This is a genomic window from Micromonospora sp. WMMD980, from assembly GCF_029626035.1.
GTDB lineage: Bacteria > Actinomycetota > Actinomycetes > Mycobacteriales > Micromonosporaceae > Micromonospora.
Map to the genome: position 1 here is coordinate 6,265,882 of NZ_JARUBE010000003.1, position 13,487 is coordinate 6,279,368.

The 13,487-nt window shown below is 74.9% G+C and carries 14 protein-coding genes and 1 riboswitch; of the genes, 12 read left to right on the forward strand and 2 right to left on the reverse strand.

All coding sequences use genetic code 11. The features are described from left to right. Positions 1–48: 48 nt before the first annotated feature. Positions 49–882: a tRNA pseudouridine(38-40) synthase TruA gene (gene truA / locus O7618_RS29735; protein ID WP_278109433.1), complete on the forward strand. Its 834-nt coding sequence runs from the start codon at positions 49–51 to the stop codon at positions 880–882. Positions 883–929: 47 nt separating this feature from the next. On the opposite strand, the gene O7618_RS29740 is transcribed toward truA, so the two are convergent. Continuing rightward, positions 930–2,078 carry a hypothetical protein gene (locus O7618_RS29740; protein WP_278109434.1) on the reverse strand — a complete coding sequence of 383 codons (1,149 nt, stop codon included), beginning with the start codon at positions 2,076–2,078 and terminating at the stop codon, positions 930–932. A 125-nt stretch (positions 2,079–2,203) separates the two neighbouring features. On the opposite strand from O7618_RS29740, the gene O7618_RS29745 reads away from it, so the two are divergent. From O7618_RS29745 to O7618_RS29760, 4 genes are read left to right on the forward strand one after another with little or no spacing between them, the layout of a single operon-like run. Further along, positions 2,204–2,809, forward strand: coding sequence for a methyltransferase (locus O7618_RS29745; RefSeq protein WP_278109435.1), 606 nt, complete (start codon positions 2,204–2,206; stop codon positions 2,807–2,809). Between the two features lie 41 nt (positions 2,810–2,850). Continuing rightward, the gene (locus O7618_RS29750; protein WP_278109436.1) at positions 2,851–4,530 is read left to right on the forward strand and encodes an ATP-binding cassette domain-containing protein; all 1,680 of its coding nucleotides are present in this window, start codon (positions 2,851–2,853) and stop codon (positions 4,528–4,530) included. After that, positions 4,527–5,324 (forward strand): nucleotidyltransferase domain-containing protein, encoded by a 798-nt coding sequence (locus O7618_RS29755; RefSeq protein WP_278109437.1) that lies wholly within the window; start codon positions 4,527–4,529, stop codon positions 5,322–5,324. Before O7618_RS29750 ends, O7618_RS29755 begins: the two co-directional genes overlap by 4 nt. Positions 5,325–5,352: 28 nt before the next feature. Further along, complete coding sequence (locus tag O7618_RS29760) at positions 5,353–6,315, forward strand: aldo/keto reductase (RefSeq protein ID WP_278109439.1); 963 nt, start codon at positions 5,353–5,355, stop codon at positions 6,313–6,315. A 247-nt stretch (positions 6,316–6,562) separates the two neighbouring features. Here O7618_RS29760 and O7618_RS29765 read toward each other — a convergent pair whose 3' ends face one another. Continuing rightward, complete coding sequence (locus O7618_RS29765; protein ID WP_278109441.1) at positions 6,563–7,471, reverse strand: DUF559 domain-containing protein; 909 nt, start codon at positions 7,469–7,471, stop codon at positions 6,563–6,565. Between the two features lie 118 nt (positions 7,472–7,589). Next, a riboswitch (TPP riboswitch) is annotated at positions 7,590–7,701 on the forward strand. Between O7618_RS29765 and thiE the strand changes: the two genes are divergently transcribed. The 7 genes from thiE (at position 7,696) to thiC (ending at position 13,470) form a co-directional block, all read left to right on the forward strand. Then, a complete protein-coding gene (gene thiE, locus O7618_RS29770; protein ID WP_278109442.1) occupies positions 7,696–8,322 on the forward strand; it encodes a thiamine phosphate synthase in 627 nt (208 codons plus the stop codon). It overlaps the preceding riboswitch by 6 nt. After that, positions 8,316–9,446, forward strand: a complete 1,131-nt coding sequence (thiO, locus tag O7618_RS29775) for a glycine oxidase ThiO (protein ID WP_278109443.1) — start codon at positions 8,316–8,318, stop codon at positions 9,444–9,446. The genes thiE and thiO overlap by 7 nt, the downstream gene beginning before the upstream one ends. Next, positions 9,437–9,637 (forward strand): sulfur carrier protein ThiS, encoded by a 201-nt coding sequence (gene thiS, locus O7618_RS29780; protein ID WP_278109444.1) that lies wholly within the window; start codon positions 9,437–9,439, stop codon positions 9,635–9,637. The genes thiO and thiS overlap by 10 nt, the downstream gene beginning before the upstream one ends. Beyond that, positions 9,634–10,413, forward strand: a complete 780-nt coding sequence (locus tag O7618_RS29785; RefSeq protein ID WP_278109445.1) for a thiazole synthase — start codon at positions 9,634–9,636, stop codon at positions 10,411–10,413. The genes thiS and O7618_RS29785 overlap by 4 nt, the downstream gene beginning before the upstream one ends. A gap of 71 nt (positions 10,414–10,484) precedes the next feature. Continuing rightward, on the forward strand, positions 10,485–11,084 hold the full coding sequence (locus O7618_RS29790) for a thiamine phosphate synthase (RefSeq protein WP_278110198.1): 600 nt from the start codon (positions 10,485–10,487) through the stop codon (positions 11,082–11,084). Next, positions 11,081–11,869, forward strand: coding sequence for a bifunctional hydroxymethylpyrimidine kinase/phosphomethylpyrimidine kinase (gene thiD, locus O7618_RS29795; RefSeq protein ID WP_278109447.1), 789 nt, complete (start codon positions 11,081–11,083; stop codon positions 11,867–11,869). Before O7618_RS29790 ends, thiD begins: the two co-directional genes overlap by 4 nt. Before the next feature lie 17 nt (positions 11,870–11,886). Next, positions 11,887–13,470 (forward strand): phosphomethylpyrimidine synthase ThiC, encoded by a 1,584-nt coding sequence (thiC, locus tag O7618_RS29800; RefSeq protein WP_278109450.1) that lies wholly within the window; start codon positions 11,887–11,889, stop codon positions 13,468–13,470. Positions 13,471–13,487 lie beyond the last annotated feature (17 nt).

Consider the following 13,487-nt stretch of genomic DNA (forward strand, 5'->3'; position numbering starts at 1 on the left):
ATCCCCCCGCGGGGTGCCGGGCCCGACGCCGTCAACGGGAGGTACGAGGTGGACGAGCGGACCCGGCTGCGGCTGGACGTCTCGTACGACGGCACCGACTTCTCCGGCTGGGCCCCCCAGCCCACCCGGCGCACGGTGGCCGGCGTGCTGATGGAGACGCTGGATCTCGTCCTCGGCGCGGGCACTGTCACCGGCCTGACCGTGGCCGGTCGCACCGACGCCGGGGTGCACGCCACCGGGCAGGTCTGCCACCTCGACCTGCCGGCCGAGGTGTGGCGCGCGCACGAGGGGCGGCTGCTGCGCCGGCTGGCCCGGCTCCTCCCCACCGACGCCCGGGTCCGCGCGATGACCGAGGTGCCGGCCGACTTCGACGCCCGGTTCTCGGCCACGTTCCGCCGCTACGAGTACCGGGTCACCGACGCGCCGTGGGGCGCCGAGCCGCTGCGCCGGCGGGACACGCTGGCCTGGCCGAAGCCGCTGGATCTGGCGGCGTTGAACGAGGCGGCGGCCGGTCTGGTCGGTGAGCACGACTTCGCCGCGTACTGCCGGCGCAAGGAGAACGCCACCACGCTGCGCGAGGTGACCCGGCTCGACTGGCGGCGCGACCCGGACGGGATCCTGGTCGCCACCGTGCAGGCCGACGCGTTCTGCCAGAACATGGTGCGCAGCCTGGTCGGCGCGATGCTCGTCGCCGGCGACGGCCGGCGCCCGGTGGCCTGGCCGGCCGGCCTGCTGACCCGCCGGGAACGGTCCAGCGAGGTGACCGTGGCCCCGGCGCACGGCCTCGCCCTGGTCGAGGTCGGCTACCCGGCCGACCCCGCCGAGTACGCCCGCCGCGCGGAGGCCACCCGCCGGCTGCGGGCGCCGGTCGCGGAGGGCTGAGACGGCCCGCCACCGGTGCCGGGTGGCGGGCCGTCGTGGTCGCGCTGTCAGTCGTCGGTGCTCTGCTGCCCGGCGCTGTCCTCGGTGGGAGCGCCGGAGGGCTGACCGGCCGTGCCGCCGGATGCCCGGCGATCCAGCACGCCCCGGTTCAGGTGCAGCTCGACCAGGTCGTACATTATCTCGCGGGCGCGTGCGTCGTCGGTCGGGATCCGCTCCCCGTCGGCGCGGGTGACCAGGCAGAAGGCGAGGTAGTGGCCGCGTACCTGCCAACCGACCCGGGCGGCGGCCTTCTCCACCACCTCGGTGCCGTCGCCCGCGGCCAGGCCCCGGAACCGCCCCTGCCGGTCGTCCAGCAGCGGTCGGATCCGGTCGCGTACCCGTTGGGCGCTGGCCAGGTCGGTGAGGTTGAACAGGCCGGCGGTGAGCAGGTGGTCGCCGTCGGGGGAGCGGAGCGTGCCCCGGACGACCTGGTTGCACCCGAGCCGGACCAGCAGGTCGGCGATCTCGCCGGTGGCCGCGACCGCGCAGTTCGCGCTCGTCTGGGTCTTGAGCACCCGGTAGGCGGGCTTGCCGTCGGTGACCACCAGCTGTTTGCCGGGGAAGAGTTCCTTGACGGTGAGGGACGTCTGGTCGGTGTCCCGGGAGTCCAGGTCGGACCGGCCCGGCGCGTCCGTCTCCGCCGTCGTGGGCTGCGCGGTGGGCTGGCTCGCCGGGGGCGTGACGGCCCGCTCGTCGAGCAGCGCCGCGACGGCCAGGCCGGTGAGGGAGAGCAGGAGCAGTACGGCCGCGCCGCCGATCAGCGTCTGCCAGACCCGGCCGCCACGACGGTCGGCGCGCCGGGTGCGGGGCAGCTCGGACACGTCGGTGGCGCGGAACGTCGGGCTGGCCGGGATCGGCACGGTCTGTCGCGTCGTCGCGGCGGGTACCGGTTGCGGCGTGGGCGGCAGCGGCTGCGGTACGGGGGAGGGCTCGCCGGGCGGCGGCGCGGGTCGGCCCGGCGTCGGCGCGGGGGCGGGCGGCGCGGGGGCGGGCGCCCGGACGTCGTCGAGGGCCGGGCGGGTGGCCCGGGCCGGCGGCAGCGACGGCGTGGGGAAGCGGGAGGGCGACGGACCCGCCGGAGGCGGCGTGGCGGCCGCTGACCCGGGCTCCGGGTACTCCAGGAAGGCGTCCTCATCGGACTCGTACCGGTACACCATGTGGGATAGAGTAAGACCGATTGTCCCTTTCAGGGGTAATATCGGGAAATTCCGGCGGAGTGGCGTCCTGCGCTGCCCGCCCTACCGTCGCCCGGGCCCCCATCCGGCGGTGCGAGAATGCCGGCGTGACCGGCGACCACTACTTCACCGCTGAACCCTCGACCCCGGCGCGTCCGCGCGAGGTCGAGTTCTCCGTCGCCGGGCGCGACTACACGCTCAGCTCGGCCGGCGGGGTGTTCTCCGCCGACCGGCTCGACCCCGGCACCGCCGTGCTGCTGCGCAAGGCCGACCTGCCGGACGCCGATGTCGCCGGCCCACTCCTCGACCTCGGCTGCGGGTTCGGCCCGATCACCTGCGTCCTCGCCACCGTCGCGCCGGCCGCCACCGTCTGGGCGGTCGACGTCAACGAACGGGCCCGCGCCCTCACCACCGGCAACGCGGCCCGGATCGGCGCCGCCGACCGGGTCCGCGCCGTCGCGCCCGACGACCTGCCGGCGGACGTGACGTTCGCCCAGATCTGGTCGAACCCGCCGATCCACATCGGCAAGGCCGAGCTGCACGACCTGCTGCGGCGCTGGCTGCCCCGGCTCACCCCAAACGGCGTGGCCTGGCTCGTCGTCGCGCGCCACCTCGGCGGTGACTCGCTGCACCGCTGGCTCGTCGAGCAGGGCTGGCAGGTCGAGCGGCACGCCAGCCAGAAGGGCTACCGGGTGCTCCGGGTCACCCGGTAATCGGGTGTCGCCCGCACCGCCGACTCGGGCAGGATGCCGGCGTGGGATACGTGGACGTGGCAGGGCTCGGGCACATCCTCCCGGACGGGCGGGAGCTGTTCGGCGAGGTGTCGTTCCGGGTCGGTGAGGGCGCCAAGGTCGCGCTCGTCGGCCCCAACGGCGCCGGCAAGACGACAGTGCTCCGGATGGTCGCCGGCGACCTGCCGGTGCGTGCCGGCGCGATCGCCCGAGCCGGCGGCCTGGGCGTGATGCGGCAGTTCATCGGCATGATCGGCGACGAGTCGACGCTCGCCGACCTGGCCCTGTCGCTCGCCCCGCCGGCGCTGCGCGACGCCGGGCGGCGGCTCGTCGAGACCGAGGCGGCCATGCGGACGGCCGAGGTCCGCGGCAAGTTCAGCTCCGCCGCCGGCAAGGCCCAGCTCGCGTACGCCGACGCGCTGGCCGCCTGGGGCGAGTGCGGCGGGTACGACGCCGAGGTGCTCTTCGACACCGTCACCACCATCGTGCTGGACCTGCCGTGGGACGCCGCCCGGGAGCGGCCGGTGCGCACCCTCTCCGGCGGCCAGCAGAAGCGCTTCGCGTTGGAACTGCTGCTGCGCGGCCCGGACGAGGTGCTGCTGCTCGACGAGCCGGACAACTTCCTCGACGTGCCCGGCAAACGCTGGCTGGAGGCGCGGCTGCGCGAGTCCGGCAAGTCGGTGCTCTATGTCTCGCACGACCGGGAGCTGCTGGCGCAGACCGCCGACCGGGTGGTGGCCGTGGAGGGCGGCAGCGCATGGGTGCACCCGGGCGGCTTCGCGAGCTGGCACGAGGCTCGGGTGGCCCGGCACGCCCGCCTCGACGAGCTGCGCCGGCGCTGGGACGAGGAGCACCAGAAGCTGCGCGAGCTGATGCTGATGTACAAGCAGAAGGCCGCGTACAACGACGGGCTGGCCTCCCGCTACCAGGCGGCGCAGACCCGGCTGCGCAAGTTCGAGGAGGCCGGGCCGCCGCCCGTACCCCCGAAGGACCAGGACATCCGGATGCGCCTGACCGGCGGGCGGACCGGCAAGCGCGCGGTGATCGCCGAGCAGCTCGAGCTGGACGGCCTGACCTACCCCTTCGACCTGGAGATCTGGTACGGCGACCGGGTCGCGGTGCTCGGCGCGAACGGCACCGGCAAGTCGCACTTCCTGCGCCTGCTGGCCCGCGGCGGCACCGACCCCGAGCCGGGCAACACCCCGGTCGACGGCGCCGCCGCGCTGACAGCGGTCGCACACGACGGCCTGGTCCGGCTCGGCGCCCGGGTCCGGCCCGGTCACTTCTCGCAGACCCACGACCGGCCGGAGTTGATGGAGAAGACACTCGTCGAGATCCTCTGGCGGGGCGACGAGCACCGGGCCGGCATGGACCGGCACGCGGCCATGGGGGTGCTGTCCCGCTACGAGCTGGCCGGCCAGGGCGACCAGCGGTTCGGCACGCTCTCCGGCGGCCAGCAGGCCCGCTTCCTGGTGCTGCTGCTGGAGCTGTCCGGGGCCACGCTGCTGCTGCTCGACGAACCGACCGACAACCTCGACCTGGCCTCCGCCGAGGCGCTGGAGGCGGGGTTGGGCGCGTTCGACGGCACGGTGATCGCGGTCACCCATGACCGCTGGTTCACCCGCACCTTCGACCGGTTCGTACTGTTCCGCGGCGACGGCGAGGTGGTGGAGACGCCGGAACCGGTCTGGGACGTGGCGTGATCGACGAGGGGTTGACCGGCCGGCTCTGCGCGGTCGACGGCGTGGTCGCGGTGGCGCTCGGCGGCAGCCGGGCCCGCGGCGAGCACCGGGCCGACTCCGACTGGGACCTCGGCCTCTACTACCGGGGTACGCCGGACCCGGCCGGCCTGCGCGCGGTCGCCGCCTCGGTCGCCGACGGCCCGGTGGAGTTCACCGCACCCGGCGGCTGGGGCCCCTGGGTCGACGGCGGCGGCTGGCTGCGTGTCGACGGGGTGGCGGTGGACTGGATCTACCGGGACCTGGACCGGGTGCACGGGGTCTGGGCGGACTGCCGAGCCGGCCGCTACACGGTGGCCGCGCAGGCCGGGCACCCGCTCGGGTTCTACTCGCACGCGTACGCCGGGGAGGTGGCGCTCGGCCGCATCCTCGCCGATCCGACGGGCGAGCTGACCGCGTTGCGCGCCGAGACCGTCGACTACCCGCCCGCGCTGGGCGCCGCGCTGGTGGCCGGCGGCTGGGAGACCGGCCTGCTGCTCGACGCCGCGGGCAAGGGCGCGTCCGGCGGCGACGCCGGTTACGTCGCCGGCTGCCTGTTCCGGGTGGTCGGGGTGCTGGCGCAGGCGCTGCACGGCCGGGCCGGGCGGTGGCTGGTCAACGAGAAGGGCATGCTCGCTTCCGCCGGCCGGCTGCCCGGCGCGCCGCCGGACTTCACCGACCGGGCGCAGGCGCTGCTCGGCGCGGTGGGGCGTACCCCGGCGGAGCTGTCGGCGACGGTGGCCGACGCCCGCGCGCTCGCCGTCGACGTGCTCGGCTGAGGAGCCGCCCGCGCTCGACGGGCATAGGGTGGATCTCGTGAGTGAGATGACCTATCGCCGGCTGGGCGACTCCGGGCTCGTGGTGTCCGTGGTCGGCATCGGCTGCAACAACTTCGGCCGCAAGCTCGACCTCGACGGCACCCGGGCGGTGGTGGACGCCGCGCTCGACGTCGGGATCAACTTCTTCGACACCGCCGACATCTACGGCGAACCCCAGGGCGGCTCCGAGGAACTGCTCGGCCAGGCGCTCAAGGGCCGCCGGGACGACGTCGTGGTCGCCACGAAGTTCGGCATGGACATGCACGGGGCGAACGGGCCGGACCACGGCGCGCGGGGCGCCCGCCGCTACATCGCCCGCGCGGTCGAGGCGTCGCTGCGCCGGCTCGGCACCGACCACATCGACCTCTACCAGATGCACGAGCCCGACCCGGGCACGCCGATCGACGAGACGCTCGCCGCGCTGGACGACCTGGTGACCGCCGGCAAGGTGCACTACCTCGGCAACTCCAACTTCGCCGGTTGGCAGATCGCCGACGCCGACTGGACCGCGTCGTCGCAGGGCCGCACCCGGTTCGTCTCCGCGCAGAACCACTACTCGCTGCTGGAGCGGGGCGTGGAGGACGAGGTGATCCCCGCCTGCGAGCGGTTCGGCCTCGGCATGCTGCCGTTCTTCCCGCTCGCCAACGGACTGCTCACCGGCAAGTACAAGCGCGGTCAGCAGCCCCCGGAGGGCAGCCGGCTCGCCGGCGGCGGCCGGTACGCCGAGCGGCTGGCCGCGGCGCGCTGGGACACCATCGAGGCGATCGAGACGTACGCGGCCGAGCGCGGGGTGAGCCTGCTCCAGGTGGCCATCGGTGGACTGGCCGCCCGACCCGCGGTGACCTCGGTGATCGCCGGCGCCACCACGCCCGAGCAGGTGCGCGCCAACGCCGAGGCGGGCACCTGGCAGCCCACCGACGACGACCAGGACGCCCTGGACGCCCTCCTCTGACGCCCCGCCCCGCCCCGCCGCGCCGCGCTGCGCCGCGCAACTCGGTGAGTGGAACGGCATGGACGTCTCCGGGCAGGTTTGACGTCCACGACGCTCCACTCGTGGGCGTAGCTCTCCGGGGCGGATCCTGGCCATGCCACGAGACAACTCGGTATTGAGCGCGGCATGTGTGATGTGCCTCGGCGTGCTCGGACCCAGCACCGTCACAACCTGCGCGACGCGGCTCCCTGCCTCGGGCGGCCCCAGGTCAGCGGGACCGGATGGTGCGGCGTTCCGCGAGGGCTTGGCGGACCAGGGCGACCGTGGCCTCGGGGCGGCGCAGCACGTCGTCGGCGGTGAAGCGGAGCACGATCCAGCCGGCGGCACGGAGCGCGTTCAGGCGAGCCACGTCCCGCCGGAACTGAGCGCGTTCCCGATGGTGGTCGCCGTCGTACTCGACCGCGATGCGCAGCGCCGGCCAGGCCAGGTCGACCCGGGCCACGAAACGCCCACCGTGGCGCACCTCGTGCTGCGCGACGAGCGCGCCGAGGCCGGCGTCGAGGAGGAGCAGCCGCAGGCGGGTCTCCATCGGGGACTCGCTCAGCGGCTCGGCCAGCGTCAACACCTCGCGCAGCAGTGACGAGCCCGGCCAGCCCGGGCGTGCCGCGGCGTAGTCACGGAGGGCGGGCAGCTTCATCACCCGGCGACGCAGCAGCGCGTTCACGGCGACCAGCGCCTCCACGCGAGGACCCTGCCGGCCGAGGTCGAATGCGGTGCGCAGCGTGGTGGTGACCGGTAGCCCGGCGAACCGGGTGTGATCCTCATCGGGCAACGGTGACCGCACGATCGACAGCCGGGGATGTGGGCGCAGCCGGGCGGTCGTCGGCAGGAGCACGGTCACCGGATGGTTCCGGGTGATCAGGTCGACACCGAACAGCCAGGCGGCGCTTCGGCCGGCCACGACCGCGCCTGCCGGCAGCCGCAACGCGACCGCCTCGCACCACATCCGGTGGTCGTCGGCGCGGTGGGCATCCCGGTGCACGTACACGTCCGGCAGCAGGCGCACCCACGTCGGGCCGCGCAGCATCCGCCGCGTGATGCGTCCCTCGGCAACCGCCCGGCTGGCTCGGAACGGCCACGCGGACAGGTCGCGCGGAACGCGGGCTCGGGTCGACATCCGGGCAGTGTGTCCTGGCCCGACTGACACCCGCTGGCCTGACTCGTCACGTGGTGTGGTCCTGGGAAAAACGTCACCCGGTCTTCCGTCCGGCCGGGGACCGTCGTACGGTAGGCCGCAAGTGACCCACGGGAGCCCGGTGCGGACCGGGCTGAGAGGGGGGCTGACAGCCCCCGACCGTCGAACCTGATCCGGATAATGCCGGCGCAGGGAGGAGCGTTGCCGTGCCGTCCCTGGGACGACTGCATCTCATCACCGACACCCGGCCGGGGCGGGATCCGCTCGGCGTGCTGGGTGCCGCCCTGCCGGTGGCGGGCGCCGAACTCGTCGTGCAGGTGCGGGTGGCGGACGACGCCACCGACCGGGAGGCGTACGAGCTGGCCCGGCGGGTGGTCGAGGCGTGCCGGCCGTACGGGGCGCGGTGCCTCGTCAACGACCGGCTGCACGTGGCGCTCGCGGTGGGCGCGGCGGGTGGCCACGTCGGGGCCGACGACCTGCCGGTGGCCGCCGCCCGGCACGTGCTCGGCGTCGACGCGGTGTTGGGCGCGACCGCCCGGGAGCCGGACACGGCCCGGGCCGCGGTGGCCGCCGGGGCCAGCTACCTGGGCGTGGGCCCGTGCCACGCCACCACGACGAAGCCGGGCCTGCCCGCGCCGATCGGCCCGGACGGGGTACGCGCCGTCGCGGCGGCGGTGACCGTGCCGGTGATCGCCATCGGCGGCGTGACCGCCGCGTCGGTGCCGGCGTTGCGGGCGGCCGGGGCGTACGGGGTGGCAGTGGTCGGCGCGCTCAGCTCGGCGGCCGACCCCGCGCAGGCCACCGCCGAGCTGCTCGGGGCGCTGACGTGTTAAGCGGGGCCCCCTCCTCTACCGAAAGCGTTAACCGGGGGCCCCTCCTTACCGAGGTGGGGGTGGTGGGGGCGGGGCCGGTGGGGTTGGCGATCGCGTGGCGGTGCGCGCAGCGCGGGCTGCGGGTGGTGGTCCACGACGACCGCCCTGGTTCGGGCGCGTCGCGCGTCGCCGCCGGCATGCTCGCCCCGGTCGCCGAGGCGTACTTCGGGGAGCGCGAGCTGACCGCGCTGCTCGTCGAGTCGGCGGCCCGCTGGCCCGGCTTCGCCGCCGAACTCGTCGCGGCGAGCGGCGTCGACCTGGGCCACCGCACCGAGGGCACGCTCGTGGTCGGGCTCACCGCCGACGACCTGGCCGAGGCGGGGCGGCTGTGGGCGTACCAGCAGGGGTTGGGGTTGCCGATCACGCCGCTGCGCCCGTCGGCGCTGCGCGACCGCGAGCCGGCGCTCGCCACCCGGGTGCGCGGCGGCGCGGTCGCGCCCGGCGACCACCAGGTCGACCCGCGCCGGCTGGTCGCCGCGCTGCGCGTCGCGGCCGAGCGGGCCGGTGTGGTGTTCCGGCCGGCACGGGTCGGCGCGCTGTCCGAGGTGGACGCCCGGGTCACCGTGGTCGCGGCCGGCTGCGGCGCGGCTGCGCTGACCGGGCTGCCGGTGCGGCCGGTGAAGGGGCAGGTGCTCCGGCTCCGCGCGCCCGGTGGCGGCCCGCCGGGCTTCCGGCACGTGATCCGGGGGTACGCCGACGGCGAGCCGGTCTACCTGGTGCCCCGGGACAGCGGCGAGGTGGTGGTCGGCGCGACCGTCGAGGAACGGGTGGACACCGAGGTCACCGCCGGCGGCGTGCTGCGGCTGCTGCGCGCCGCCGTCGAGCTGGTCCCGGAGCTGACCGAGTACGAGCTGGTGGAGGCGGTCGCCGGGCTGCGCCCGGGGACCCCCGACAACGCGCCGGTGATCGGGGCGCTGCCCGGCCGGCCCGGCGTGCTCGCCGCCACCGGGCACCACCGGCACGGCATCGTGCTCACCCCGGTCACCGCCGACCTGGTCACCGAGCTGATCGTCACCGGCGAGCCGGATCCGGCGCTCGCCCCCTTCACCCCGGAGCGGTTCGCGAAGGAGCGCCTGTGGAACTGATCGTCAACGGCACGGGACGGACCTTGCCCGACGGCGTCACGGTGGCCGAGGTGGTCCGCGCGGTCACCGGGCAGCAGCGTGGCCTGGCGGTCGCGGTCAACGGCGAGGTGGTGCCGCGCGGCGGCTGGTCGGCGAGCGTGTTGCGCGACGGCGACCGGGTCGAGGTGCTCAGCGCCGCGCAGGGCGGGTGAGCGGGATGTCCCTGGAGATCGGCGGAGTCGGGTTCGGTTCCCGGCTGGTCCTGGGCACCGGTGGCGCGGCAAACCTGCACGTGCTGGAGGCGGCGATCCGCGCCTCCGGCACCGAGCTGGTGACGCTCGCGCTGCGCCGGGTGGACACCACACCGGGCGGTACGGGCGGGCTGCTCGACCTGCTGGAGCACTGCGGGGTGCGGCTGCTGCCGAACACCGCGGGCTGCCGGACCGCGGTGGAGGCGGTGAAGACGGCGCACCTGGCCCGGGAGGCGTTCGACACCGACTGGGTGAAGCTGGAGGTGATCGGCGACGATCGCACGCTGCTGCCCGACGGGGTGGAGCTGCTCCGCGCCGCCGAGGACCTGGTGGCCGACGGGTTCACCGTGCTGCCGTACACCTCGGACGATCCGGTGCTCGCGCGCCGGCTGGCCGACGTGGGGTGCGCGGCGGTGATGCCGGCCGGTTCGCCGATCGGGTCCGGCCTGGGCATCGGCAACCCGCACCACATCCGGCTGGTCCGGCAGGCGGTGGACGTGCCGGTGATCCTGGACGCGGGCGTCGGCACCGCCTCCGACGCCGCGCTCGCCATGGAGCTGGGCTGCGACGCGGTGCTGCTGGCCAGCGCCGTCACCCGGGCCGCCGACCCGGTGGCGATGGCCACCGCGATGCGGCACGCGGTCGAGGCCGGCCACCTGGCGTACGGCGCGGGTCGCATCCCCCGCCGCGACCACGCGCTGCCGTCCACTCCCGACGACGGTCGACCGGACCTGTGACCGTCCCCGCCGCCACCGGCCCCGGCGAGCGCTCGCCGACATCCGGCGGTCCTGGTACCCGCCCGAGCGGGTTGGTGCTGCTGACGGATCGGCGGGTGGCTCGGCGAGCGCTGGTGACGGTCGTCGCGGCGGCGGTGGCCGGGGGAGTGCGGTGGGTGGTGCTGCGGGAGAAGGACCTGCCCCGCCCCGAACGCCTCGCCCTCGCCGTCGCGCTGCGCGCGGTGCTCGCCGACGTCGACGGCGCGCTGATCGTGGCCGGGCCCGACCCGCTCGACGGGGACGCCGTGCACCTGCCCGCCGCCGGCCCGTACCCGCCGCCGCGCCTCGGGCTGGTCGGCCGCTCCTGCCACGACGTCGCCGAACTGGCCCGACTCACCACCGAGGACTACGCCACCCTCTCACCGGTCCACCTCACCCGCACCAAACCCGGCCACGGCCCGCCGCTGGGCCCGGACGGGTTGCGCGAGCTGATCGCGGTCAGCCCGGTCCCGGTGCTCGCCCTCGGCGGCATCGAGACCCCGGCCCAGGTCACGGCGTGCGTCCGTGCCGGCGCGACAGGCGTCGCCGTCCTCGGCGCGCTCATGCGGGCCGAGAACCCGACCGACACCGCCACCACGCTTGGCAGAGCCTCTCAGGAGGCGTCCATCGCATCTGAAGAGGGAAGACAGTGACGCCGACGACCATCCTCACCATCGCCGGCTCCGACTCCGGCGGCGGTGCCGGCATCCAGGCCGACCTCAAGACGTTCGCGGCGCTCGGGGCGTACGGGACCAGCGTGCTCACGGCCGTCACCGCGCAGAACACCAGGGGCGTGGACGCGGTCCTGCCGTTGCCGCCGCAGACCGTGCGCGACCAGCTCGACAGCGTGCTCGGCGACTTCACCGTCCGGGCGGTGAAGACCGGGATGCTCGGCACCCCGGCGGTCGCCGACGCGGTGGCCGAGGTGGCCCGGGCCGGCCGGCTGCCGCACCTGGTCGTCGACCCGGTGCTGGTCGCCACCAGCGGGCACCGGCTCGGCGTGGTGGAGGCGGTCGAACGGCTGCTCCCGTACGCCGAGGTGACGACGCCGAACCGCGCGGAGGCGGCGGCCCTCACCGGAGGCCCGGTGGGCACGGTCGAGGAGATGGTCGCGGCGGCCGAGGCGCTGGCCGCGCGGGGACCGGCGTTCGTGGTGGTCACCGGTGGCGACGTGGACGCGGCGGGCGAGTCGGTGGACGTGCTCGCCGGCGGCGGGACGACCCGGCTGCTGCGCGCGCCCCGGGTGGGCACCCGGCACAACCACGGCACCGGCTGCTCGTTCGCGGCGGCCGTCGCGGTCCGGCTGGCCGCCGGCGACTCGGCGCCGGTCGCGGTGGCCGCCGCCAAGGAGTACGTGACCCGCGCGCTGACCGGCGCGCGGAGCTGGGCGTTGGGCGCGGGGCACGGCCCGCTGGACCACTTCGGCTGGTCCGCTTGAGCGACAGGGAGGCTGTCATGCAGGCACGGCGCAAGGTGTACGTGGAGGGGACCCGGCCGGACGTCCGGGTGCCGTTCGCCGAGGTGACGCTGGCCGGGGACAACCCCCCGGTGCGGCTCTACGACACCTCCGGCCCCGGCTCCGACCCGGAGGTGGGGCTGCCCGCGCTGCGCGGGCCGTGGATCGCCGAGCGGGGCGACGTCGCGCCGGTCCGGGGCGCCGGCACGCCGCTGGCGGGGACCCGTCCCACCCAGCTCGCCTACGCGCGGGCCGGGACCGTCACCCCGGAGATGGAGTTCGTGGCGATCCGGGAGGGGGTGGCGCCGGAGTTCGTCCGGGACGAGATCGCCGCCGGCCGGGCGGTGCTGCCGCTCAACGTCAACCACCCGGAGTGCGAACCGGCGATCATCGGTAGGGCGTTCCTGGTCAAGGTCAACGCCAACATCGGCACCTCGGCGGTGACGTCGTCGGTGGCCGACGAGGTGGAGAAGTTGACCTGGGCCACCCGGTGGGGCGCGGACACCGTGATGGACCTGTCCACCGGGAAGCGGATCCACGAGACCCGCGAGGCGATCGTGCGCAACGCGCCGGTGCCGATCGGGACCGTGCCGATCTACCAGGCCCTGGAGAAGGTCGGTGGCGACCCGGTGAAGTTGAGCTGGGAGGTGTTCCGCGAGACGGTGATCGAGCAGGCCGAGCAGGGCGTCGACTACATGACGGTGCATGCCGGAGTGCTGCTGCCGTACGTGCCGCTGGCGGTGGACCGGGTGACCGGGATCGTCTCCCGGGGCGGTTCGATCATGGCGGCCTGGTGCCTGGCGCACCACGAGGAGAACTTCCTCTACACGCACTTCGCCGAGTTGTGCGAGATCCTCGCCCGCTACGACGTGACGTTCTCGCTCGGTGACGGGCTGCGCCCCGGGTCGATCGCGGACGCCAACGACGAGGCCCAGTTCGCCGAGTTGCGGACGTTGGGCGAGCTGACCACGGTGGCCTGGGAGCACGACGTCCAGGTGATGATCGAGGGACCGGGGCACGTGCCGTTGCACAAGATCAAGGAGAACGTGGACCTCCAGCAGGAGTGGTGTCACGAGGCGCCGTTCTACACGCTCGGCCCGCTGACCACCGACATCGCGCCCGCGTACGACCACATCACCTCCGCGATCGGGGCCGCGATGATCGGCATGTTCGGCACCGCGATGCTCTGCTACGTCACGCCGAAGGAGCACCTCGGGCTGCCGGACCGGGACGACGTGAAGGCGGGCGTGATCGCCTACAAGATCGCCGCGCACGCGGCCGACCTGGCCAAGGGACACCCCGGCGCGCAGGCCTGGGACGACGCGCTGTCGAAGGCCCGGTTCGAGTTCCGCTGGGAGGATCAGTTCAACCTGGCGTTGGATCCGGAGACGGCGCGGGCGTACCACGACGCGACGCTGCCGGCCGAGCCGGCGAAGACGGCGCACTTCTGCTCGATGTGCGGGCCGAAGTTCTGCTCCATGAAGATCACCCAGGAGTTGAAGGACTACGCGGCGCGGGGCATGCGCGGCAAGTCCGAGGAGTTCGTCGCCGCCGGTTCCCGGGTCTACCTGCCGCTGGCCTGAACCGTTCGGGGGCCGGG